Origin of the sequence: Aliiroseovarius salicola (assembly GCF_027891095.1) — a bacterium.
Lineage (GTDB): Bacteria > Pseudomonadota > Alphaproteobacteria > Rhodobacterales > Rhodobacteraceae > Aliiroseovarius > Aliiroseovarius salicola.
Window position 1 is genome coordinate 205513 of record NZ_JAQIIO010000002.1, and the last position, 24464, is coordinate 229976.

Consider the following 24464-nt stretch of genomic DNA (forward strand, 5'->3'; position numbering starts at 1 on the left):
GATGGATAGGTTGTGTCAAAATGGGTGCAGAACCAAGGCAATCGCTTGCGCCCTTCACCCATCCCCCATCGTGACCACAACCTTCCCGGTGGACTTGCGCGCGCGCAACAGCTCCAGCGCCACCAGAGCCTGTTCCAGTGGGAATGTCTGGCTGACATGCGGGGAGAGCTTGCCTTCCTCATACCATTTGAACAACTGCCGCAGGCTGTCCGTGACCACGTCCGGTGCAAATTTCAGGTAGCCACCCCAGTAGATTCCGATTGCGGTGATGTTCTTGACCAGCATGTGATTGGGTTTCAGATTCGGCATGTCACCGGACGCAAATCCGATATAGAGGAACCGCCCATCCGGGTTCATCGCACGGAACGCCGCTTCGCCCTGCGCACCCCCGACTGCATCATAGACAACGTCCGCCCCACCCAGCTCTTTGACAATCGCTCGGATGTCCTGCGTTTCACTGTCGATCACATGATCAGCCCCGGCCTGTTTGCAGATCTCAAGCTTGTCTGCCCCGCGGGCACAGGCAATCACAGTTGCCCCCATCAGCTTGCCGATCTCAACCGCGGTCAGCCCAACACCTCCGGCGGCCCCCAGCACCAGCAATGTTTCACCGGCTTGCAACCTGGCTTTGTAATCAAGTGCAACATGGCTGGTGCCATAAGCAATCTGAAAGGCGGCGGCGTCTTCAAAGCTCATATTCGCGGGCAGAGGCACACAGCGGCTTGCGGGGAACACCCCTTGTTCGGCCAAGCCACCACAACCGGAAAAAACCGCAACCCGATCATTTTGTTGCAGGGTGTCAACATGGGCCCCTACCTGACGCACGATGCCTGCTGGCTCCATGCCTAAAATGGTCGGCAATGCGGGCCGCTCCTGATATTTCCCTTTTGACATCAACAGGTCGGCAAAATTCAACCCGCAGGCCTTGATCTCAATAAGCACCTGATCTGCATCGGGCAAAGCAGGCGCGGGCATCTGCCTTAACACAGGAGAGCCTGAATGATCCGTAATCTGAACTGCGCGCATGATGGCCCCTCCTTTTCGGAATAATTTAGACGATCCATGCTGCGGGTGCGAGAAAGAAGCGAGCGCAACGGGCAAAATCCCCACGTCATTTTCTCTCAACAAAGAAAACGGGGTTACTTTTTTGGTGTTTTGCATAATGCAAAGCTCGGAAGGGTTGTGTTTTGGATTCGAGGTTTCCTTACATGAATCCCATTATTTATACGGATTCATCCCATTCAATTAGTTTCAAAATAAGTCTATGAGTTGTGCAGTATGGCCAAAAAGACAGGTTGTGGTTGTGGGGTTTGTCGTGGTTTTTAAAGCATACGCAATCTTAAGTAACGAGGAGCACGCTCATGAAACATCCCGTGGATGTACATGTTGGTAAGCGTATCCGCCATCGTCGTTGGATGGTCGGAATGACACAGCAGCAGCTGGCAGAAAAAGTTGGTATCAAGTTTCAGCAGATCCAGAAGTATGAAACCGGAATGAACCGGGTTTCTGCATCTCGCCTCTGGGACATCTCTACCGCGTTGTCGGTCCCGATCGGATTTTATTTCGAAGGGTTGGAAACTGGTGCCGCCGGTGAAGATGAACAAAGCCTGCCCAGTGATATCCTTGCTGACAAGGAAGCATTGGAACTGATACGCAGCTACTACGCCATTCCGGAAAACCAACGCCGCCGCCTGTTTGAACTGGCACGCGTTCTGTCGGATGCCGCCTGATCAGTCTATTCTGATCGGTTCGGCCAGACAGCAACCGGACAGCTTGACGAAGTGATCCCGGCCCACTATCGCAACAGGAAAGCGGATATGCTTTTCGCAGATGAGGCCGGGATGGATACGCAGAGCCAACAAGACCTGATCGCCGTTGCAGAGGCTTTGGCCGATGCGGCGCGCGAGGCCGTTTTGCCCTATTTTAGGGCAGACGGATTGGATGCGGACAACAAACTGGACGCAGGTTTCGACCCCGTGACCGAAGGCGACCGCGCCGCAGAACGCGCAATGCGCGCGGTTCTCGCAGAGCGTCGCCCGCAAGATAGCATTCTCGGCGAGGAATATGGACGACACGAAGGGACGTCGGGCCTGACCTGGGTGCTTGATCCCATTGATGGCACCCGCGGGTTTCTCTCCGGCACCCCCACCTGGGGCGTGCTGATTGCGGTTGGCGATGAACATGGCCCGCATCTTGGCATCATTGACCAACCCTATATCAAGGAACGCTTTCTCGGGGGATTTGGTGCTGCATGGGTCGATGGCCCTATGGGGCGCCGCGCCCTCAAGGCCCGCGCTCCTCGCCCATTGTCACAAGCGACAATCCTCACCACCTTCCCGGAAGTCGGGGATGACGTAGAGCGCACTGCCTTCCATTCTCTCGCTGCACAAACCCGCCTGACGCGCTATGGTATGGATTGCTACGCCTACGCACTGGTTGCTGCCGGTCAGGTCGATCTGGTGGTGGAAGCCGGACTTCAGGCCTATGACATCCAAGGTCCAATGGCTGTTGTGCAGGCTGCCGGTGGCATTGTGACGGATTGGCAAGGCGGACCAGCTCATCAAGGCGGACGCGTGATTGCCGCCGCCAATGCTGAGATCCACGCCGCAGCACTCGCCACTCTCTCCAAAGCCTGATCCCCGCGCAACGGCCCCAATCTGCGCCGCCACCGTTATTTTCTTGCTGGAAATACCTCTGGGTGAGCCTCGCAGAGGCGAGGGGCAGCGCCCCTACCACTTCGATCCTTGCGTCAACCGGCGCGCCTATGGCACAGTCCCGGCGCGGATCGTGTCCTTTGCCCTTTCTGGCGATCCGTCATGTTGTCTCACCGAAATGGGCGGATAGGAGGCAACATGGAATATCTCATCACAAATGCGCAATCCGTCCTGACCATGGATGATGCCGAAGGGCCCTGTGGGCGTGAACTCACCGGTGCGGACCTTCGCATCAAGGACGGGGTGATAACTGAAATCGGTCATCACCTCGCATCTGAAGGCGAGGTGATCCGCGCTGATAACGCCCTGGTCACACCCGGTTTCGTGAACACCCACCACCACCTGTACCAAAGCCTCACCCGCGCAGTGCCGGGTGGGCAGGATGCGCTCCTGTTTGGCTGGTTGCAGACGCTTTACCCCATCTGGTCCCGCTTTGGTCCCGAGGAAATGCGCATAAGTGCGATGGTCGGATTGGTGGAACTGGCGCTGTCCGGCTGCACATTGTCGTCCGACCACCTCTATCTCTACCCCAACGGGGCGCGGCTCGAAGACACAATCGACGGCGCACACGAGGTGGGGCTGCGCTTCCATCCCACACGTGGTGCGATGTCGATCGGTGAAAGTGACGGAGGGCTGCCGCCTGATCATCTGGTGGAACGGGAAGAGGACATTCTGAACGATTGCATCCGGGTGATTGACGGATTTCATGATCCGTCGGACGGGGCGATGGTGCGGGTTGGCGTCGCCCCCTGTTCCCCATTTTCGGTGTCGCGTGACCTGATGCGCGAAGCCGCAATTCTCGCTCGTGACAAAGGGGTCATGCTGCATACCCATCTTGCGGAAAACGACGAAGACATTGCTTATTCCGAAGCCCAGTTCGGCTGTCGACCCGGTCAATATGCCGAAGAACTTGGCTGGGTGGGGGATGACGTCTGGCACGCCCATTGCGTGAAGCTGGACGGGCAGGAAATCGACCTCTTTTCAACCACCTCCACCGGAGTTGCCCATTGTCCCTGTTCCAACTGTCGGCTCGGCTCCGGCATCGCACCGGTGCGCCAGATGGTCGACGCGGGTGTTAGGGTGGGGCTCGGTGTGGACGGCTCGGCGTCCAATGATCAAGGCAATCTGGTCGATGAGGCGCGACAGGCGATGCTTCTGCAGCGCGTGGCGCTTGGCGCCGACAAGATGTCCGCCCGCGAAGCCTTGCGGCTGGCCACCCGTGGTGGTGCCGAAGTGCTGGGGCGCCATGACTGCGGTCAGATCGCGGTGGGCAAACGTGCCGATATTGCGATCTGGGATTTGTCCTCCATTGAAAGCGCAGGAAGCTGGGATCCCGCCGCGCTGCTGCTCGCTGGACCTCGCCGCGTTCGCGATCTGTTTGTGGAAGGGCGGCAGGTGGTGCGGGACGGGATGGTCACAACAGTGGACTTGCCGCGTCTCGTCGAACACCAGAACCAGTTGGCACAAAAGTTGATATCCCAGCCCTGAGCGCGATGAGGGGCAGGATTTTGCCCCTCTTTATGCCTTTTTTTCTTGCGGGAAATACCTCGGGGGAGCGCGCAGCGCGGGGGCAGCGCCCCACCAGGCTCACGAGAGTGAGCCACTCCCAAGCCTGTCGCCTGCAAAGGCGTAATGGCGCGGGAGCACTTCCAGTTCAGAAGAGCTTCTTCCCGCCTGCCCAGACAGATATCATCGCCCGGTCATCTCCCATCATGATGGTGGGGAACAGGGCTTGCCACAGATCTTCGGCGCGATCTGCGCGCTGGGCGATCGCGGGGGTCGACGCCAGATCAATCACCGCGATATCCGCCTCATACCCCGGAGCCAAAGTGCCGATCATGTCGCCCAAGTGAATGGCATTGGCAGATCCCGCGGTCGCGAGCCACCAGAGCTGGGCTGGATGCAACGGGGTGCCGGACAACTGCCCGACTTCGTAGGCGGCGGCCATGGTGCGCAGCATCGAAAAGCTTGATCCGCCACCGGTATCTGTTGCCAGGCCGATGCGATGGCCGGTTTCCATCAGGCCCGCCATGTCAAACAGGCCCGACCCGATGAACATGTTTGAGGTGGGGCAGTGAATCAGGCTCGCATCCATCTCGCGCAGCCGGTCGCGCTCACGTTCCGTCAGGTGGATTGCATGACCAAACAGCGCCCCGTCACGCGCCAGCCCGAATGTCTCATAGACATCCAGATAGTCGCGCGCTTTGGGAAACAGATCCTGCACCCAGGCGATCTCTTCATGTTGTTCCGAGATATGGGTCTGCATCATCAGTTCGGGATGCTCACCCCACAAGGCCCCCAATGCGTCCAGTTGCTCAGGTGTTGACGTGGGTGCAAATCGTGGAGTGATCACATAGGACAACCGATCCACCCCATGCCATTTCTTCAACAGCGCTTTGCTGTCGTCATAGGCAGATTGCGCGCTGTCCACCAAGGTGTCGGGCGCATTGCGATCCATGCATGTCTTGCCGCCCAACACGCGCAGCCCTCGGGACTGGGCGGCGGTAAAATAGGCCTCCACGCTTTCCGGGTGAATGGTGCAATAGCTGACCGTGGTGGTGGTGCCCGTCGCGGTCACAAGATCGAAATAGGTGTTGGCAACCCTATCGGCATAAGCGCGGTCCCCAAACCGGCTTTCCTCTGGGAAAGTGTATGAATTAAGCCAGTCGATCAGCCGTTTGCCCCATGAGGCAATGATTGCGGTTTGGGGATAATGCACATGCGTATCGACAAAGCCCGGTGAAATCAGAGCGTTGCCATAATCCGTGACCTGTGCCTGCGGATAAGCTTCGCCGATGTCTGCCGCCGGACCAACAGCAAGGATCTTTCCGTTTTCGATCACCACCGCACCGCGTTCATGATGCGTGGCAGCTGTGTCGGGGCTGGTCTTGAACGGATCATTGGTGAAGGTCAGGGTCTGGCCCAGCAGAATTTCCATTGCAATGTCCATATGTTAACAATTTGCCTGCACGAGCCTACGCCTCGAAAATTAACATCGCAATGTCTTTGTCCGGTTCCCTTGCCATGGCCCATGTCCTATGGTCCACGCGAAGTGTTGAGGAGGGTTGCACATGCTGGACGATCAGGTGACCGAAGACGTGCTGCCCGAGGAAGGCGACTATGAGCTGGACCGGGATGTTTTTGGACCGGTTAAAGCAGCTTTGGATTCAGGAAATGCAGGTGCGCTGGCTCTGGCGCTTGAACCCCTTCACCCCGCTGACATTGCCGACCTCATGGAACAGCTCTCCGATGACGACCGGACAGAGTTTGTGCGCCTTTATGGCAGCGGGTTTGACGGTGAGATCCTTTCGGAACTCGATGAACGCCTGCGTGAAGATGTGGTCGAGGCGATGGAACCGGAGGTTCTGGCCGAGGCGGTGCGCGAGCTGGAAACCGACGACGTTGTTGACCTGATCGAGGACCTTGATGACCCGCAGGCCGAAGCGGTTCTCGACGCGCTCGACGATGACGACCGGGTGGTGGTTGAACAGTCGCTGTCTTATCCCGAAGAATCCGCCGGGCGCCTGATGCAGCGTGAACTGGTTGCGGCACCTCAGCATTGGAATGTCGGGCAAACCATTGATTTTCTGCGCAGCCAGACCGACCTTCCCGAACAGTTTTATCACGTGATCCTCGTCGATCCGCGAATGCGCCCAACCGGGTATGTCACCCTCGGGCGGCTGATGGGCAGCCTTCGCGCGACACCGTTGACCGCGATCATCGAAGAGAGCTTTCGCACCATTCCCGTGCGTCAGGACGAAGGTGAAGTGGCCTATGCGTTCAATCAGTATCACCTGATTTCCGCCCCGGTGGTCGACGACGATGACCGGTTGGTCGGCGTGATCACCATCGATGACGCGATGGGGATCCTTGATGAAGAGCATGAAGAAGACATTCTGCGTCTGGCGGGTGTGGGCGAGGAAAGCTCGTTGACTGATAAGGTGATCGAGACCACCAAGCGACGCTTTCCGTGGCTGGCGGTGAACCTGGTGACCTCAATCTTGGCCTCGCTGGTGATTGCCCAGTTTGACGCGGTGATTGCCCAGTTTGTGGCGCTTGCGGTGTTAATGCCAATCGTTGCGTCGATGGGTGGGAACGCAGGCACACAATCTCTCACCGTGGCGGTGCGAGCACTGGCGACCAAAGACCTTACCACCGGAAACGTCTGGCGGGTGATCCGGCGCGAAGCGATCGTCGGGTTGGTCAATGGTGTGATCTTTGCGGTGGTCATGGGGGTGGTCGGGGTGATCTGGTTCAGCACGCCGATGCTCGGCGTCGTCATCGGCATCGCGATGGTCGTGAACCTTGTGGTGGCCGGGCTCGCGGGCGTTATGATCCCGGTGACATTGGAGCGGATGGACATCGACCCGGCACTGGCTTCGGGCGCTTTCGTGACCACGGTCACGGATGTGGTCGGGTTCTTCGCCTTCCTTGGCCTTGCCGCAGTGATGCTTCTGTAACGGAACTCTTGATATGACCGACCTGACCGAGATGAAAGCAGCCGCACGCAAGGCCGCCTTTGCCCGCCGCAAAGAGGCCCATTCAGAAACGCGTTCTGCGCTGGGCGTGGCCCATCTGATTGGTGAATTAACCCAGCATAAAGGCAAGGCGATTGCCGGCTATATGCCGATCAGAACCGAAATCAACCCACTGCCTGCCATGGCCGCTCTGGCCGCATGGTCCACCATTGGCGTGCCCTATATCGAGGGCGAAGGCCAGCCGCTGAAGTTTGCCAAATGGCGCCCGGACAGCAAGCTTGTCGATGGTCCATTTGGGGCGCAAGTGCCCGCACAACTCGAGTTCTTTGAGCCCGAGGTGGTGGTGGTTCCGCTGGTGGCGTTCGACCGCAAAGGCGGTCGCCTGGGCTATGGTGGTGGGTTCTATGATCGGACCTTGGAAGGGCTGCGCGCCAAACGACCGACACTGGCGATCGGTTATGCCTATGCCGCGCAAGAAGCTCAGGGTCTGCCGCTTGAACCCACGGACCAGCCGCTGGATATGATCATCACCGACGAAGGCGTGATCCGCTTCTGACTTGGACGGTTGCGTGGGGGGGCTTTCGCTTTCGCTCAAGCGCGCTGTCGGTGGCTCACGATGTGAGCTTGAAGGGGCTTTGCCCCCGCCTTCGGCTCCCCCAGGATATTTTCCGTCAGAAGAAGCAGGCAATCCCGCGCTTTTCTTCTGACCAGAAATATCCCGGGGTGAGCGAGCTTGTCTCGCGAGGGGCAGCGCCCCTTTTTCGCCGCGCGCAATCCGAGGCCACCCCCAACCTAAGTCGGCACACGGGGGTAACGCGAGGTGTGCGCCCCTCACCCTGCGCTTCTCTCTTGCCCTTTTGGCACAACCGGCCTAGGGCTATCCTCCATGAAAATACTCTTTCTTGGCGATATCATGGGCCGTGCTGGTCGACGCGCGGTGACGGAACGTTTGACGAAACTGCGGGAAACGTGGCGGCTCGATTTTGTCGTGGCCAATGGCGAGAATGCCACGTCGGGGCACGGGTTGTCCGGCGGCCACGCAAAGACGCTTTTTGAAGCTGGAGTGGATGTGCTCACCCTTGGCGATCACGCCTTTGACCAGCGCGACATGCTGACCTTCTGTGAGCAGGACAAGCGGATCATTCGCCCTCTGAACTATGCCAAAGGGGCACCGGGGGTTGGCGCGCGCGTGTTTTCAGACAGGCGGGGCCGCAAGATCCTTGTGGCGCAGGTTCTGGGTCAGGTCTTTATGAAGCGGGCCTTTGACGATCCGTTTTCCGCGATTGACCTCGTGCTGAACAAACACCGCATTGGGGGGGCCGTTCAGGCGGCCCTGGTGGACATTCATTGCGAGGCAACCTCGGAAAAAATGGGTATGGGCCATTGGTGTGATGGGCGCGCAAGCATTGTGGTTGGCACCCATACCCATGTGCCCACCGGTGATGCGCAGATCCTGCCCAAAGGGACGGCGTTTCAATCGGATGCCGGGATGTGCGGAGATTACAATTCCGTCATCGGCATGAAAAAGGACGAACCTCTGAACCGCTTCATCACTGGCATGGCCAAGGGGCGGTTTGAACCGGCGGCAGGAGAGGCAACCTTGTCGGGGCTTTATGTGGAAACCGACGACCGTACCGGGTTGTCCACTCGTGTCCAGATGGTGCGCGAGGGGGGGCGGCTGATGCAATCCACCCCACTGGACGGGTAAGGTGCAGCTCCGCCTGATCGGTTTCCTCGCGCTTCTCGGTGCAGGCTGGGCACTTACCGGGGTGCTGTCGAAACCGGTTGTCGAAGCCGGTCATGGGATTTTTGGCATTATCCTTTGGCAGATGGCCATAGGGGCGACGATCCTGACCGGGGTGTCCCGGATCAGGGGGAAATCTGTGCCCCTGACACGCAATCACCTGCCGCTTTATTTATTTGTGGCACTTGGCGGCACCATCTTTCCAAATGCGGCAAGTTACCTATCGCTCGACCACCTGCCTGCGGGAGTGATGGCAATCATCATTGCCGCAGTCCCGATGTTTGCTTTCCCGATGGCGCTCTTATTGAAAAGCGAGAACTTTGCTACCAAGCGTCTGTTTGGGCTTTTGGCCGGGTTGATTGGCGTTGCGATCCTGGTCGGGCCGCAATCGGCATTGCCCGAGGGGGCGTGGTTCTGGATTGCCATCGCGCTGATTGCTCCGGCGCTTTACGGGATTGAGGGCAATGTGGTGGCAAAATGGGGGACCGGGGGGCTGGATCCTGTGCAGGTGCTTGCCGGGGCATCCCTTGTCGGCCTGCCAATCGCTGGCGTGATGGCTGTTTTGACCGGAGGCTGGATCGATCCGTTTTCCGATTTCGATGGGACCAAGGGGTTGATCGTGTTGAACTCGGTCATCCATGCCTTTGTTTATTCCGGCTATGTCTGGTTGGTGAGGCGGGCGGGCGCATCTTTTGCCGCACAGGTCAGTTATCTGGTCACCGGGTTTGGCGTGATCTGGGCAATGCTGCTCTTGGGCGAGCGGTATTCCGGTTCAGTCTGGCTGGCGCTTGCGGTGATGTTTCTGGGCCTGTTCCTGGTGCAACCGCGCACAACGGGTGCAGCGGAGCAAGAGGCATAAAATCACGCAGGATAAACGTCGTGCTTGCCCCGACTTGCTGCAATTGGCAAAACTGGCAGGAACAACCTGTTAAAAATCAGGACAGGGTCAAGGTAGGGATATTTCATGGGGTTTTTCGAGTTGAGCCAGACCGCACAGGCGATCCTGTCGCTGGTGGTCGTGTTGGGCATGTTCGCGCTTTTTATCCGCGAGACATTCCCGACCGAAGTGGTGGCCATCGCCGGTGTCTCCGTGATGTTGCTGACCGGCATCCTGCCCTATGACACAGCACTAGGGGTGCTGTCGAACCCGGCGCCGTGGACCATTGCCGGCATGTTCATCGTGATGGGAGCCCTGGTGCGCACCGGGGCGCTGAAATGGTTCACGCAGATCGCCGAGCAACAGGCCGAAGGCCGCCCGATGGTTGCCCTTGCTGCACTGATGGGATTTGTTGTGGTTGCGTCCGCCTTTGTGTCGAACACTCCGGTGGTGGTTGTGATGATCCCGGTGTTTATCCAACTTTCCAAAAAAATCGGCCAATCGGCGTCAAAGCTGCTGATCCCGCTGAGTTACGGAGCCATTCTGGGCGGCACGCTCACCCTGATCGGCACTTCGACCAACCTGCTGGTCGATGGTGTGGCACGCGCCCATGGACTGAAGCCATTTTCGATATTTGAGGTCACGCCTCTGGGCATCATTCTGGTTATCTGGGGTATGATCTACATTTATTTGGTTGCTCCAAGAATTCTGCCTGATCGGACTTCGATGGCAACGATGCTAGGCAGTGACAGATCACGCAAAAAATTCTTTACCGAGGCGGTGATTCCACCCGACAGCAACCTGATCGGGCGCGAGGTGAATGGTGTGCAACTGTTCAAACGTGACGGTGTCCGGCTGGTTGACGTGATCCGGGGCGATGCCTCGCTCAGGCGCGATCTGACGGGGGTAACACTTCAGCTTGGGGATCGGGTCGTGTTGCGAACCGCAATGACAGAGCTTTTGTCCCTCCAGCGCGACAAAAGCCTGAAACGCGTGGATCAGGTGTCGGCGGTGGAAACCGCGACGGTCGAGGTGCTGATCACGCCGGGGTGCAAGATGGTCGGCAAAATGTTGGGCAAAATGCGTCTGCGTCGCCGCTACGGTGTCTATCCACTTGCTGTACATCGGAAGAACCAGAACATTGGCCGTCAGCTGGATACATTGGTGGTCAAAGTGGGTGACACATTGCTGCTGGAAGGTGCGCCCGAAGATCTGTCACGCCTCGCACAGGACATGGACCTGGCGGATGTGTCCCACCCCTCTGAACGCGAATACCGCCGAGAACATGCTCCGGTCGCCATTGCAGCACTTCTTGGCCTGGTGGTGCTGGCCGGTCTGGGAATTGCACCAATCTTCCTGCTGGCTGTGCTGGCCGTGGCGCTGGTGCTGGTCACGCGCTGCATTGATGCGGATGAGGCATTCGGTGCCGTGGATGGGCGGCTTCTGGTGCTGATTTTTGCCATGCTGGGCATTGGGGCGGCCTTGGAAAGCTCTGGTGCGGTTGCGCTGATTGCCAATGCGGTTGCACCCGTCCTTGGCAAGCTGCCACCCTTCTTGATTGTCTGGGCAATCTACCTGCTCACATCCGTGCTGACCGAACTGGTGTCAAACAACGCCGTGGCGGTGGTTGTCACGCCCATTGCGATCGGACTTGCCGATGCGCTTGGGCTTGACGCCCGCCCACTGGTGGTCGCGGTCATGGTCGCCGCCTCGGCCAGTTTTGCCACCCCGATTGGTTATCAGACCAACACGCTGGTCTATGGCCCCGGCGGGTATAAATTCTCGGATTTCCTCAAAGTTGGCATCCCGCTAAACCTCTCGGTTGGCATTCTGGCATCCGCGATCATCCCGTTTATCTGGCCTCTGTAAAAGGGGCAGAGGGGGCGCTTTCGCTCACGCTCAAGCGCGCGTCTTGTGGCTCACTGCGTGAGCCTTGTCAGGGGCGCTGCCCCTCACGAGACAAGCTCGCTCACCCCGGGATATTTCTAGTCAGAAGAAAAGCGCGGGTCGCCTGTTTCTTCTGACTGCAAATATCCTGGGGGAGCCGAAGGCGGGGGCAAAGCCCCTCCGAGCGGAGCGAGGATACCCCAACCCCAGGCGACCCGCGAGGATCAACACGGGGCGGGAGCATTTTCTGTTCCCTGATCAGAGCGGCCAGAACAGTAGGATCGAAGGAATGGACACGGCCACAACCAGCACTTCGAGAGGAAGGCCCATGCGCCAGTAGTCGCCAAACTTATACCCTCCCGGCCCAAGTATCAGTGTGTTGTTCTTGTGGCCAATCGGCGTGAGAAATGCGCAACTTGCGGCCACAGCCACGGCCATCAGGAACGGGTCAGGGTTTTTTCCGAGTGCCTGTGCCATCTGGATACCGACGGGGGCCGCGACAATCGTGGTTGCGGTGTTGTTCAGAACATCTGACAGCGTCATGGTCACAATCATCAGAACCGTCAAAACCACCCACGCAGGAAGCCCTTCGGTGATCCCGATCAGAGTTCCGGCAATGAGTTCCGTTCCGCCCGATGTTTCAAGCGCCGCCCCAAGTGGGATCATCGACCCCAACAACACAACCACTGGCCATTCGATATGGTCGTAAATCTCGGAAATCGGCAGGATTTTCATCAGCACATAGCTGACCACCACCAGCCCAAGAGCGACAGGGAGATAGATGAGACCAATACTCGCCGCTGCAACAGCAGCCGCAAACAACCCGATCGCCCACCAGACTTTCCGGTCTTTCGTCACGGTCAGGCCCCGTTCGGCCAGTGGCAGGCAGCCCAGCCATTCGGTCACATCGGCTTCTTTGCCGACGGGCACCAGCAAGAGCAGGATGTCACCGGGGTGAATTTCTGTCTTGCGCACCTGTTTAAAGATCCGTGTGCCCGCGCGTGAAATCCCCATCAGAACCGTATTACGCCGCCAGCCCAGCCCGACGGCTTGCGCGGTCTTGCGGGAAATGCGGGCGTTTTCGGGCACCACCACTTCGATCTTGGACAGGCCATCGCCCTCGGCAGTGAGGGTCTCGTGTCGCGGATCTTCGGTAAACGTCAGACCAAGGGCGGCGCGAAACTCATCCAGCGCCTCGGGGCGTGCCTCAAGCACCAATGCGTCCCCGGCTTGCAGCATCGTGTTGCGCTGCACGCCATAGCGGCGTTTGCCATCCCGCACGAGGCCGAGGATCGCTACATCGTTTTTCTCAGCAACCTCATCCAGCTCCTTTACCCGTTTGCCCACATGTTTGCTGTCTTCGGGCACGGTGAGTTCCGCCACATATTGCGCGAACTCCTCCATCGGGTCACGGCCTTCGACACCTTGCTTGGGCTGTGGAATCAAGCGCCAGCCGATCAGGGCCACGAAGATCAAGCCCGCAATCGCCGTCACCCCGCCCACCGGGGCAAAGTCGAACATGTGGAAGGGTTCCCCCAGCGCCTCGCCGCGTATCGAAGCGATGATGATGTTGGGCGGCGTGCCGATCAGTGTGACCATGCCGCCAAGGATGGTGGCAAAAGACAGCGGCATCAGCGACAGACCCGGTGCGCGGCCAGCCTTGCGCGCGGTCTGCATGTCCACCGGCATCAACAGCGCAAGTGCGGCCACGTTGTTCATGAAGGCCGACAGGATCCCGCCAACCGCCCCCATCAGGGTTATATGCGCCCCCAGTGACCGGGTGGCGTCGACCAGCGTCCGCGTGATCAGGAACACGGCACCTGAGCGCACCAGCCCGGCCGAGACCACCAAAACCAGCGCCACAACCAACGTTGCCGGATGGCCGAAACCGGAAAACGCCTCTTTCGTCGGGACAACACCCAATACGACGCCCAGCATCAGGGCAGAAAAGGCCACAAGGTCATAGCGAAACCGCCCCCAGAGCAGCAGGGCAAAGACGGCACCAAAAAGCGAAAATAGAATGATTTGATCTGTACTCATACCACAGGGATAAAGCGCAAATCCCGCTGAGGAAACTGTGATCTGCGGGGAAATTGCTCTGGCGGCCAACCCGTTACCCGAAAAGCGCTAGGAAAACAGAACCGGGTAAAGCGAGGCCAGAAGCAGCAGGGCCATGGTCACATTAAAGACCGTCAGGCGGGTGGGATTGGTCAGAACGCGGCGAATTTGCTGGCCCAGGATGGTCCAGGTCGACACCGAGGGCAGGTTCACCGCGCCAAACGCCATTGCCACCAGAACCACCGCACTCATCGAGCGATCCGGTGCATAGACGGAAATTGCCGTCAGCGCCATCGCCCAGGCCTTGGGGTTGACCCATTGAAAGGCGGCAGCCTGTAGGAATGTCATGGGCGAGGCTCCGGCATGACCGGTGCCGGGCACCCCGGCCCGCGCGATCTTCCACGCCAGCCAGACGAGGTAGATCACGGAAAAGATCTTCAGCAACGTATAGCTGACCGGGAAGGCGTCAAAGACCTGCATCAAGCCAGCGCCCACCAGCACGATCATCAGGGTAAAGCCAATTCCAATTCCCAGCATGTGTGGGATGGAGCGGCGAAAACCGAAATTGGCGCCTGAAGACATCAGCATCAGATTGTTTGGCCCCGGCGTGATGGATGAGACAAAGGCGAAGGCGATAAGCGCGCTGAGGATGTCGATGCTCATTGGATATTCCTGTATTGCCTCACAAGTATTCGGCATGATGCGCGCGCTGGGATTGCAAATCGGCATGAAATACCAGTAACTTTGCAACTGATGACGAAGATTGATGAAATAAACCGCAAAATATTGCGCGAACTTTCCCGCGATGGGCGCCTGCCCAATATCGAACTCGCTGATCGTGTGGGCCTGTCGCCCTCCGCCTGCCTGCGCCGCGTGCAGGAGCTGGAGCGGGCGGGGGTGATCAAAGGCTATCGCGCCGTGCTTGACCCAATGGCGATGGGGCAGGGGTTTGCCGCCTATGTCACCGTGGGGTTGAATGATCACACCAAGGCGGCGCAGGATGCGTTTGAACGCGCTATGGACCTCTATGACGAAGTGCGCGAATGCCACAACATCACCGGCACCGTCGAATACCTGCTTCGTGTCGAGACCGAAGATCTGGCAAGCTACAAGCTTTTCCATACCGAAAAACTCGGCACCCTGCCGCAGGTGCACCAGATCGTGACCCATGTGGTGATGGGGTCGCCCAAGGACGAACGCGCGTAAAACGACAGCAGCCCCACAGGCTCACAATGTGAGCCACCGAACGCGCGTTTGAGTGTGAACGAAAGCGCCCTTGCCCCCCTGCCACCCCTTGGGGTATTGAACGCGTCAACTGATACTCGCATTCATAAGAATTACGGAGGTCGCCATGGCGGGCCACTCAAAATGGGCAAACATCCAGCACCGCAAAGGTCGTCAGGATAAGCTGCGCTCGAAACTGTTTTCAAAGCTGGCCAAGGAAATCACCGTGGCGGCTAAAATGGGCGACCCCGACCCCGATAAAAACCCTCGTCTGCGTATGGCCGTCAAAGAGGCCAAGTCGCAATCCGTACCCAAAGATGTGATCGACCGCGCGATCAAAAAATCGCAGGGCGGCGACGCTGAAAACTATGACGAGATCCGCTATGAGGGCTATGGCCCGAACGGTGTGGCCGTCATCGTCGAAGCCATGACCGACAACAAGAACCGCACCGCATCAACCGTGCGTTCGACGTTTTCGAAAAACGGCGGCAATCTGGGTGAGACCGGATCTGTTGGTTTCATGTTCGACCGTAAGGGCGAAGTGATCTATCCGGCATCGGTTGGCGACGAGGACACGGTGATGGAAGCAGCGATTGAAGCCGGTGCCGAGGATTGCGAAAGCGATGAAGAGAACCATCGCATCGTCTGTGCCGACACCGATTTGAACGACGTGTCGACCGCACTTGAGGCGGCACTGGGCGAGTCGGAGTCGACCAAGCTGATCTGGCAACCAAACATCACCACCGAGCTGGATCTGGACAGCATGCAAAAGCTGATGAAGCTGGTGGATGCGCTGGAAGATGATGACGACGTGCAACGCGTCACCACCAATTTCGAAGCCTCCGACGAGGTTCTGGCTCAGCTGTAATCGCGTGTATCAGATGAGAGATGGAAACCCCGGCTACTGGTCGGGGTTTTTTTGTTTTGTGTGTCCCGTCAGATCATCATGTATGGGCGAGGTCCGCAGGCGTTTGGCGGCTTGATATCTATGTCTGTTCTCGGCTGAAGAACGGACAAATCAGAAATTCTCACCGAATGTAGCGCATAAGCACATCAGCGCGGTCGCGACCAAGGACAATCCTGCAAGAATTGATCCCAATTCCCCTTCCCGAACCTCCGCCGAACGTTGTCCCAACATAGTCGCAATGAGCGTCACGGAAGTCTGACCAAGCAGCCTGAGCTGCCTCCAAGGCTGGCTCAGCCACCGAACGGCCAATGCTTTGGTCATATTCTCTTGCCGTGCTCATCGCAAAACCCAGATACATATCAACCGTCGCATCCACCCGTTGCAGCGTGTCGGCGACACAGCGCCCAATTTCGACCTGACTGCTCCCGCCACATTCAGAAGCTGGATCGGCCATGATAATATGCGGCGCGCTGAAAAAAATGATCAAAGCTGCGGTTGAAATTTTCATAATTAAAATTCCTCTATTCTTTGCCAAATTGTGGCACATATTCGAAAACCGGTCCATTGCGGGGAACGATCCGGAGAACCAGGAGCTGAGTCCTGAAGTATTTCGCTCAATCGCAACCAATTTCACTCCTCCACCATGTAATAGCGGTGTGGGGCGCAAGGCGGGGATAGGCGTGTGGCGCCATCCTTATTTTCTTATGTCCGCGTATGGTTGCAAACCGGCGAGGCCGGATCAGATCGCATTTTGCCACACCTCAATTTACTTTCTGTGTCGGCATAGGTCTTGCGCTTTACCGGGCCTTCGGGTCATGTCGCGCAATGACCACACAAAACCGCCCTCTTCACGGCGTCGCCTGGATGCTTGCCGCGGGCCTCATGTTTGTCACCATGAATGCAATGGTGAAACATGTGGGGCAGACGCTGCCCTCTGCTCAGGCGGCATTTCTGCGCTATGTGTTTGGGCTGTTTTTCGTCGCACCCGCGCTGGTGAGGGTGATGGGGATGCGGTTTGATCGCAAGACTTGGGGGCTGTTTCTGGGGCGCGGCGCGGTGCATACGGTGGCGGTGCTCTGCTGGTTCTATGCGATGACCCAGATCACCGTGGCTGAGGTCACGTCGATGAATTACCTGACTCCGATCTACGTGATGCTGGGGGCTGCGTTTTTTCTGGGGGATACATTTTCTTGGCGCCGCGCTGTCGCTGTGGGTGTGGCCTTTCTCGGGGTGCTTGTGATCTTGCGCCCCGGATTGCGAGAGCTGGGTTCGGGGCATCTGGCAATGGTGTTCACGGCGATCAGTCTTGGTGGGTCATATCTTATCGCAAAACGCCTCTCCTCGATCACGTCCGCCGCAGTGGTGGTGGCGATGATGTCGCTGATCGTGACGGTTGGACTGGCCCCGTTTGCGTGGATGGTCTGGGTGCCGCCCAACATGACGCAACTGGCCTGGCTGGTGGTTATCGCGGGCTTCGCCACCGGGGGGCATTACTCCATGTCCCGCGCCTTCGCCGAAGCGCCGGTGTCTGTCACGCAACCCGTGGCCTTCACCCAGATTGTCTGGGCCGTGAGTATGGGCTATCTGCTCTTCGATGAACCTATTGACGCCTGGGTCATTTTCGGAGCCATGATGATCATGTCGGCGGTGACCTACATCACCTGGCGTGAAGCATTGCTGAAACGGCGTGCCACTACAGTCAGTACCGCAGCCGGTTGAGCCGTTCTCAAGGGGTCGTTCCTCAATGGAATGCCTTCGGCATACATCTTGTCTCACCATCGGCTGCGCCGCTGGCTCGTAGTGCCTCCGGCGGAGGTATTTTCAGCAAGAAAAAAGAGCAGAGGACAGTTCCCTTTTTCTTTCCATAAGTATCTTGGGGGGGGAGGGCTTCTTGGAAATGGTCCAGAGGATCATTTCGCTCGATGAACGGGCAGAGACCAGCCGAAGGTCGAGGGGCAGCGCCCCTTCAGGCTCACGAAGTGAGCCACCGACAGCGGTCTGAAGCGTAAGCCGAAAGCCTTTTGGTTGCGATGAAAACGGGGTGGGTGTGTCACCCCGTCTCTCTTTGCCATGTTGTTGGGAAGATCACTCCGACCAGCTGACCCCGGTCAGATCGTTGGCTTGTGTTGGCGCATTTTCCCAAAGGCCCTGGATCTTGGCGTTGGCCACCCCGGTTTTTGCCAACTGGAACAGGTAGCCATTCACGTAATCCTCGGAAATGATCTGCTGCATTTGGGCCAGAAGTCCTGTGCGCTGATCCGGGTCGGATGTCATTTCCAGCGTGGCGTTCAAGTCTTGGAACTCAGGTCGGTCATACTGGAAATAGTAATCCGGCCGTGCGTAGATGCCGATGTCGGCAGGTTCGGTATGGCTGACGATGGTCAGGTCAAAATCCTTGCCCTTGAACACCTGTTCGATCCATTGCGCCCACTCGAGGTTGGAGATCTCGGTTTCAATGCCAACCTCACGCAATTGGGCGGCAATGATCTCCCCTCCGCGACGCGCATAGGCTGGTGGGGGCAGCATCAGGCGCAGCTTCACCCCATCAGGGGCGGCTTCCGCCAGAAGCGCTTTGGATTGCTCCGGGTCAAAAGCCGAGTTTCCTGTCAGATCCACATAAGCGGGCTGGTGCGGCGCGTAGTGGGTACCGATGGGCGTGCCATAGCCAAACATCGCGCCGTCGATGATGTCCTGCCGGTTGATCGCATGGGCAATGGCCTTGCGGATGCGGACATCGTCGAGCATCGGGGCTTTGTTGTTGGTGGACAGGATGGTTTCGCCTTCGGTTGATCCGACAATGACCTTGAATCGTGGATCCGCGTCGAATTGCGCGAGCGTTTCGGGTGCAGGGTAGATCGGAAACGCATCCACATCACCTGCCATCATTGCGGCAAAGGCGGCGTTGGGATCCGAGATGAATTTGAACGTCGCGGTGGCCAGAGCGGGTTGCGCGCCCCAGTAATCCGCATTGCGGGTGAGCGTCACATGATCGCCTTTGGCCCATTCCTTGAACTGGAACGGTCCGGTGCCAACCGGATGAGTTGCTGCCTGTTCCACGCTTTCCGGCGCGACGATCACCGCGTCCCCCCAAGCCATGTTGAAGGGGAAATTGCCATTGGGCGACGAGAGTTTCACCTCGACCGTTAGCGGATCCACCGCGGTTACGCTGTCGATCCCGGCAAACAACGCCTTTTGCGCATTGGTGCTGTCATCCGCGCGCGCGCGATCCAGCGAGAACACCACGTCGTCGGCATTCATATCCGTACCGTCGTGGAAATTCACATCCGCCCGCAGCTTGAACGTATAGACCGTACCATCATCGCTCACGGTCCAACTTTCTGCGAGTCCCGGGTTCACAGATCCGTCAGGACCAAACCGGGTCAGCCCTTCGAACAGGTTGGCATAGACCACCTCGTCAATCGCTGCTGCAGCACCGCCAGTAGGGTCGAGATTGGGCGGTTCCAACCCCATTCCGATGGTAATAGAATCTGATCCGGCAAACGCTGTGCCGGTCATCAGCGCAAATGCGCAGGCCGTGGATTTGAGGTGGGTCATCGCTGTCCTCCTTTGCGGACTATCAGTCGTTCACCTCATGAAACGCGAAGCAGGTGGTGTATTGCAAGGGGGAGTTGTGCCGTGACGTGCCCTTTGATTTTCTGCGCTGCAGCATGTATATAGGCGCGGCGAACCGGATTGAACAACCTGTCGACACTTTTGGGGAGGGGACACATATGTCAGCCACGAACCACACAAAGGCCCTGACGCCTTCGGATATTCGCGCCATGAAAGGCGGCGAACCGATTGTCACTCTGACGGCATACACCACGCCCATGGCGCAGATGATGGATGAACATGTTGATGTTGTGCTGGTGGGCGACAGCGTGGGCATGGTGCTGCACGGGTTGCCCGATACGTTGGGCGTGACGATGGACATGATGTGCCTGCATGGGGCAGCGGTGCGCCGTGGCCTGACCCACCCGATGCTGGTGATTGACATGCCCTTTGGATCTTATGAAGAAAGTCCCGAAATGGCGTTTCGCAACGCAGCCCGGATCATGCGCGAAACCGGAGCGGATGCGGTCAAACTTGAGGGTGGCGTAAGCATGGCCGAAACGATCCGCTTTCTCACCTCACGATCTATTCCGGTGATGGCGCATATTGGCCTGACACCACAGGCGATCAACACGTTGGGCGGCTATAAAGTACAGGGTCGTGGAGAAGATCGTGATCGGATCATGGCGGATGCGAAGGCTGTGGAAGAGGCGGGCGCCTTTTCGGTTGTATTGGAAAAGACCCCGGAAGGATTGTCCGACGAGATCACCGAGGTGTTGAGCATCCCGACCATCGGCATCGGGGCCAGCGCAGGTTGCGACGGACAAGTGCTGGTGGTGGATGACATGCTGGGGCTGTTCACCGCGTTCAAACCGAAATTCGTCAAGCGGTTCGGGACTTTGGGCGTTGACGGCGCAGAGGCAATCAAGGCATACGCCGCCGAAGTGCGCGCGCGGAGCTTCCCTGCGCCGGAACATGTTTTTGCCGATGAGGTACCCGAAAAATGAAACTGGTTCGCACCAAGGACGAGCTGCGCACGCTGCGCCGCAGTTGGATTTTCAAAGGCGAGAAAGTGGCTGTGGTGCCGACCATGGGCGCGCTGCATGCCGGGCATCTTTCGCTGGTCGAAGCGGCCAAAAAGGGCGCGGACAGGGTGATCGTGACGATATTCGTGAACCCAAAGCAGTTCAACAATCCAGATGACCTCGACAAATACCCGCGTACCGAAGAGGACGATGCGGCAAAGCTCGCGCCCTATGACATTGACGCGCTTTACGTGCCGACGCCGGACCAGATTTACCCCGATGGATTTGCCACCAATGTAAGTGTGTCTGGCCTGACCGAAGACCTTGAGGGCGCGCATCGTCCCGGCCATTTTGATGGCGTGGCGACGGTTGTGTCGAAGTTGTTTTTGCAATCGCGCGCGGATGTCGCCTATTTCGGCCAGAAAGATTACCAGCAGATGCTGATTGTCACGCGCCTGTCAAAGGATCTGGATATTGAAACCGAGGTGGTGGGCTGCCCGACCGTGCGCGAAGAAGATGGGCTCGCCATGTCCTCGCGCAATGTGCGCCTGTCACCCGAAGAGCGCGCCATTGCCCCGGCGATGAAACGTGAGATGGACCGCGCGGCGGAGGCGATCCGCAGAGGTGCCGAGATCCGTGTGGTGCTGGACAGCGCGAAGCAACAGATCGAAAACGCCGGTTACGGTGCGGTGGAGTATCTTGAGCTGCGCGATGCTGAGACCTTGGCACCGGTCACGGACCTGTCGCGCCCCACTCGGTTGCTTGCTGCCGCGATGCTCGGTGACGTGCGGCTGATTGATAACATCGCGGTGTAAGCCTCGCCTTCGGCTCGGTGCTTTTGGTGGCTTACTTCGTGAGCCTGAATCGCAGACCGAAAAAGAGGGTTCCAGTTTTCGGACCTGACCGCGCGTATTTGATGGAGGGGCTCTGCCCCTCGAGCTTCGCTCTCACCCCGGGATATTTCTGGTCAGAAGATGAGGGGCGACTTGGGATGCGTTTTGGGAGTTGGGTAACACGATTTCTGACCTATAAAGAGTTTAAACTTTGCCCGCGCGGACATTTAAAGAATTTCAAGTTTTGCGAATTCACCCTTTGAAGAGTTTAAAGTTTCACAACAGCAATTCCGCCAGCACCAGCGCCATCACGCCGGCGCTGTCGACCATGTCATCCACCCCCACCCACTCATCCGGCTGGTGCGCCAGATCGAGAATGCCCGGCCCGTAGGCGATACAGTTTTTCAGACGTCCGATCCGATCAATATGTTTCTGGTCATATGTGCCTGGGCTGACCACGTAAGACGGCTGCGCGCCCAGCACTTTTTCGATTGCGGCGGCAGTGGATTTGACCACGGGTGCGTCTTTTTCCGTCATGGTCGGGATCACCTCATGCATGTCGGTGATCTCATATTCAAAGTCAGGTCGTTCAGCTTTGATCTTCTCCAGCATCCGGTGAATTTCGGCCTTCACTTCACCGATGTCTTCCTCGATCAGGAAGCGGCGGTCGATCACGATGCGGCAGCGATCTGCCACGCAAGCAGCTGGAAAACCGGTGAAATCCGGGTCTTGTTCCTGTTCGCCTCCGTGGATCGAGTTGATGTTCAAGGTGGATTGCTTTGCCCCTTCGGGCACGACCGGCATTTCTGTGCGCTTGGTGGCGAGCAGCGGGAACAGGTGGCGCTCCATCTCTTCCAACACTGCGCCCATATGGCGGATCGCACTGTCGCCGAGGAAGGGCATCGAACCATGGGCGATACGCCCCTTGGTTTCGATTTCCGCCCACCAGACGCCGCGGTGGCCAAGGCAGATCCGATCCTTGTTCAAAGGCTCCGGGATGATCACATGCTGCACCCGATCCGGATTGAAATAGCCCTGCTCGGCCAGATAGGCGACCCCGCCATAACCACCGCTTTCCTCATCCGCTGTGGCGGAGATTTCCACTGCGCCCTTATGGTCTGGATACAGGTCGACAAACACCTCGGCCGCAATGACCGACGCCGCCAATCCACCCTTCATATCGCAAGCGCCACGTCCATAGATGCGACCATCTTTCAACTCGCCGCCAAAAGGATCCTTGGTCCAGCCATGGCCGACTTCCACAACGTCGTGGTGCGAGTTGAAATGCACACATTCCCCCGGTGTGCCGCCTTCATGCCGGGCAATCACATTCCAGCGCGGGTATTCGGTGCAGTCTCCGGGTGTCCCTTCAGCCCGGACCATCTCAACTTTGAAGCCTCGGGTGCCAAGGCGTTCAGCCAAGTAACTGCAAATCCTGCGATAATCTTTGCCCGGTGGGTTCAGGGTTGGGATCCGTATCAGCTCTTGTGTTAGCTGGATCAATTCACCGCGCCGTGCGGAGATCTCTTTCAAAAGGGGATGGTCGGAAGCGTGTGTCATGGAATGACGTTAGGCGGGAATCTGCATCCAGACAATGGGTTAGGGCGCGTTGGGTTTACGAGGAATGGCGCTTTCGATTTTCCACCCATAGTCGTGTGATTTCCCGCAAATGGGCTAGGTCCGATCTTGAAATCGCGCTACACTCGACCCAACTGAATGTTATTAGGATTAACTTTCACCGGTCCGGGTGGATTACAAGGAGGTTTCATGTCGAAATTTGAAGCGCAGCTCAAGGAAAGTCAGGAACAGGTGGCGGAAGCGCAATCGAAGATTTCCGAGCTGACCACGCGGATTGAAACCGCACGCGCCAAGATGAAATCCGGTGAGGACGTGTCGATTGATATCGAGAACGCGACGCTGGATGACGTGCATGCGCATACCGAGGCGATGAACGCCAATATTGCTGAACTGATCATGGGGTTGGACGATGTGACCGCCGGATTTAGTTCGGAATTTGAACAGCTTAGGTCAAAGACTGCTTGGGAGGGGTTCATTGGAATTTTTGCCAGCGGTAAGTCCGAGGCGATGCGGCAGGAACGTCTGCGCTCGGCCTCTATTGATGACAAGCTGCAGGAGTTGATTGGCCAGTCCGACACGATTGTGCGCCTTCTGGAAGGGCAGTTGAATGTGCTCAATGAACAGAAGGGAAAAGTTGAGGGCAACCTGACCGAGACTCTGGATGAGCGGGAATTCACGGTGAAGGAGTTGGAAACGGTGCGCGCCGAGATCCTTGATATGGATCCGAAGATTATCGAGCTTGAGGGTAAGATATCCAATGAAACCGACGCCGCCGCGCGCACGGCTCTGGAAACGGAACTTGCCGATTTGAACAAGCAATACAATGCATTGGTTCAGGATGAGCAGGTGAAAGTGGCAAAATCGCAGACGTTGGAGCGCTATATCGAAAAGGGCAAGACCTGGGTTGACTCGCTGCAAAATCAGGCGGCGACGCAGATGGTATTGATCAACAAGCTGCAGACGGACACCAAGCAGCGCGTGGTGCTCTATGATGCGCTGACCAAATCGCTGAAGACCGCACAGCAGCAGGACGTCGCGCACCGGATCAATGAAATCGGGGTTGAGACCGACAAGGAAGCACAGGCTGCGATGGCTGCGATTGGCACGGCGACCAACCAGCGCATGGCGGACATGATGGAAGCCCACGAAGACCAGATGGTCTTTGCCCGCGAGGTGTTGGAAGCCAAGGCCAAGGCAGACGAACGCTTTGCCCGGCGGTTTGCGGCGATTGTCGAGAAGCATGACAAGAATGCGTATGGGGCAGGACAGTGAAACTAGGGTGACCAGCGATAATTCTATTCGGAGTTTTTTGACGGCGTTTTTCAGAAGAGCGGAATGGGTTCTCATCGTTTTGCTTAGTGTCGGTATGTTTTTTAACTCCGTCATTATTGTTGCAGTGTCCGTACTCCTGTTCTTCTGGCTTTATTTCTGGGGTGCCGTGGCATTGGTTGGTTGGGTAGTGGTCTGCGTGCTGAAGTTTTTATCGTTGTGGTCGCCATGGTGTGAACAAAAAGCAAGGAATATTGAGCTGTGGCTAGATCGTCCAAGAATGAAGGCCGGGCTTAGAAAATGGATGGACTGACACCG

22 protein-coding genes are annotated in these 24464 nt (G+C 57.8%); 15 read left to right on the forward strand and 7 right to left on the reverse strand.

What is annotated here, in order from left to right:
• Nucleotides 1–54: 54 nt before the first annotated feature.
• Nucleotides 55–1026, reverse strand: coding sequence for an NADPH:quinone oxidoreductase family protein (locus O2N63_RS04735; RefSeq protein WP_271053084.1), 972 nt, complete (start codon nt 1024–1026; stop codon nt 55–57).
• 335 nt (nt 1027–1361) lie between these two features.
• Between O2N63_RS04735 and O2N63_RS04740 the strand changes: the two genes are divergently transcribed.
• From O2N63_RS04740 to O2N63_RS04750, 3 genes are all read left to right on the forward strand, one after another.
• Nucleotides 1362–1730, forward strand: a complete 369-nt coding sequence (locus tag O2N63_RS04740; protein WP_271053085.1) for a helix-turn-helix domain-containing protein — start codon at nt 1362–1364, stop codon at nt 1728–1730.
• Nucleotides 1731–1817: 87 nt separating this feature from the next.
• On the forward strand, nt 1818–2636 hold the full coding sequence (hisN, locus tag O2N63_RS04745) for a histidinol-phosphatase (protein ID WP_271053086.1): 819 nt from the start codon (nt 1818–1820) through the stop codon (nt 2634–2636).
• 216 nt (nt 2637–2852) lie between these two features.
• The gene (locus O2N63_RS04750; protein WP_271053087.1) at nt 2853–4202 is read left to right on the forward strand and encodes an 8-oxoguanine deaminase; all 1350 of its coding nucleotides are present in this window, start codon (nt 2853–2855) and stop codon (nt 4200–4202) included.
• A gap of 166 nt (nt 4203–4368) precedes the next feature.
• Here O2N63_RS04750 and guaD read toward each other — a convergent pair whose 3' ends face one another.
• On the reverse strand, nt 4369–5652 hold the full coding sequence (gene guaD, locus O2N63_RS04755; protein ID WP_271053088.1) for a guanine deaminase: 1284 nt from the start codon (nt 5650–5652) through the stop codon (nt 4369–4371).
• Nucleotides 5653–5785: 133 nt separating this feature from the next.
• Between guaD and mgtE the strand changes: the two genes are divergently transcribed.
• The 5 genes from mgtE to O2N63_RS04780 all read left to right on the forward strand — a co-directional run bounded on the left by mgtE (nt 5786) and on the right by O2N63_RS04780 (nt 11682).
• Nucleotides 5786–7174 carry a magnesium transporter gene (mgtE, locus tag O2N63_RS04760; RefSeq protein ID WP_271053089.1) on the forward strand — a complete coding sequence of 463 codons (1389 nt, stop codon included), beginning with the start codon at nt 5786–5788 and terminating at the stop codon, nt 7172–7174.
• Between the two features lie 13 nt (nt 7175–7187).
• Nucleotides 7188–7748 carry a 5-formyltetrahydrofolate cyclo-ligase gene (locus O2N63_RS04765; RefSeq protein WP_271053090.1) on the forward strand — a complete coding sequence of 187 codons (561 nt, stop codon included), beginning with the start codon at nt 7188–7190 and terminating at the stop codon, nt 7746–7748.
• Nucleotides 7749–8078: 330 nt separating this feature from the next.
• Entirely contained in the window at nt 8079–8900 is an 822-nt protein-coding gene (locus O2N63_RS04770; RefSeq protein WP_271053091.1) for a TIGR00282 family metallophosphoesterase, read from the forward strand.
• A 1-nt stretch (nt 8901) separates the two neighbouring features.
• Complete coding sequence (locus O2N63_RS04775; protein WP_271053092.1) at nt 8902–9795, forward strand: DMT family transporter; 894 nt, start codon at nt 8902–8904, stop codon at nt 9793–9795.
• Between the two features lie 105 nt (nt 9796–9900).
• On the forward strand, nt 9901–11682 hold the full coding sequence (locus tag O2N63_RS04780; RefSeq protein ID WP_271053093.1) for an SLC13 family permease: 1782 nt from the start codon (nt 9901–9903) through the stop codon (nt 11680–11682).
• A 276-nt stretch (nt 11683–11958) separates the two neighbouring features.
• On the opposite strand, the gene O2N63_RS04785 is transcribed toward O2N63_RS04780, so the two are convergent.
• Entirely contained in the window at nt 11959–13740 is a 1782-nt protein-coding gene (locus tag O2N63_RS04785) for an SLC13 family permease (RefSeq protein WP_271053094.1), read from the reverse strand.
• Nucleotides 13741–13827: 87 nt separating this feature from the next.
• A complete protein-coding gene (locus O2N63_RS04790) occupies nt 13828–14421 on the reverse strand; it encodes a LysE family translocator (RefSeq protein ID WP_271053095.1) in 594 nt (197 codons plus the stop codon).
• Between the two features lie 90 nt (nt 14422–14511).
• Between O2N63_RS04790 and O2N63_RS04795 the strand changes: the two genes are divergently transcribed.
• On the forward strand, nt 14512–14964 hold the full coding sequence (locus O2N63_RS04795) for an Lrp/AsnC family transcriptional regulator (RefSeq protein ID WP_271053096.1): 453 nt from the start codon (nt 14512–14514) through the stop codon (nt 14962–14964).
• A gap of 145 nt (nt 14965–15109) precedes the next feature.
• On the forward strand, nt 15110–15850 hold the full coding sequence (locus tag O2N63_RS04800; RefSeq protein ID WP_271053097.1) for a YebC/PmpR family DNA-binding transcriptional regulator: 741 nt from the start codon (nt 15110–15112) through the stop codon (nt 15848–15850).
• A gap of 160 nt (nt 15851–16010) precedes the next feature.
• Here O2N63_RS04800 and O2N63_RS04805 read toward each other — a convergent pair whose 3' ends face one another.
• On the reverse strand, nt 16011–16517 hold the full coding sequence (locus O2N63_RS04805) for a lysozyme inhibitor LprI family protein (protein ID WP_271053098.1): 507 nt from the start codon (nt 16515–16517) through the stop codon (nt 16011–16013).
• A 197-nt stretch (nt 16518–16714) separates the two neighbouring features.
• Between O2N63_RS04805 and O2N63_RS04810 the strand changes: the two genes are divergently transcribed.
• Complete coding sequence (locus tag O2N63_RS04810) at nt 16715–17608, forward strand: DMT family transporter (RefSeq protein WP_271053099.1); 894 nt, start codon at nt 16715–16717, stop codon at nt 17606–17608.
• A gap of 366 nt (nt 17609–17974) precedes the next feature.
• On the opposite strand, the gene O2N63_RS04815 is transcribed toward O2N63_RS04810, so the two are convergent.
• The gene (locus O2N63_RS04815; protein WP_271053100.1) at nt 17975–19444 is read right to left on the reverse strand and encodes an ABC transporter substrate-binding protein; all 1470 of its coding nucleotides are present in this window, start codon (nt 19442–19444) and stop codon (nt 17975–17977) included.
• 176 nt (nt 19445–19620) lie between these two features.
• Here O2N63_RS04815 and panB point away from each other — a divergent pair, with 176 nt between their 5' ends.
• Nucleotides 19621–20448, forward strand: coding sequence for a 3-methyl-2-oxobutanoate hydroxymethyltransferase (gene panB, locus O2N63_RS04820; protein ID WP_271053101.1), 828 nt, complete (start codon nt 19621–19623; stop codon nt 20446–20448).
• Nucleotides 20445–21281, forward strand: a complete 837-nt coding sequence (gene panC, locus O2N63_RS04825) for a pantoate--beta-alanine ligase (protein WP_271053102.1) — start codon at nt 20445–20447, stop codon at nt 21279–21281. The genes panB and panC overlap by 4 nt, the downstream gene beginning before the upstream one ends.
• A gap of 294 nt (nt 21282–21575) precedes the next feature.
• Here the strand turns inward: panC and O2N63_RS04830 are convergent, their stop codons facing one another.
• The gene (locus tag O2N63_RS04830; RefSeq protein WP_271053103.1) at nt 21576–22859 is read right to left on the reverse strand and encodes an acetylornithine deacetylase/succinyl-diaminopimelate desuccinylase family protein; all 1284 of its coding nucleotides are present in this window, start codon (nt 22857–22859) and stop codon (nt 21576–21578) included.
• Between the two features lie 207 nt (nt 22860–23066).
• Here O2N63_RS04830 and O2N63_RS04835 point away from each other — a divergent pair, with 207 nt between their 5' ends.
• A complete protein-coding gene (locus O2N63_RS04835) occupies nt 23067–24149 on the forward strand; it encodes a coiled-coil domain-containing protein (protein WP_271053104.1) in 1083 nt (360 codons plus the stop codon).
• A 7-nt stretch (nt 24150–24156) separates the two neighbouring features.
• Nucleotides 24157–24459, forward strand: a complete 303-nt coding sequence (locus tag O2N63_RS04840; protein WP_271053105.1) for a hypothetical protein — start codon at nt 24157–24159, stop codon at nt 24457–24459.
• The last annotated feature ends 5 nt before the right edge of the window (nt 24460–24464 follow it).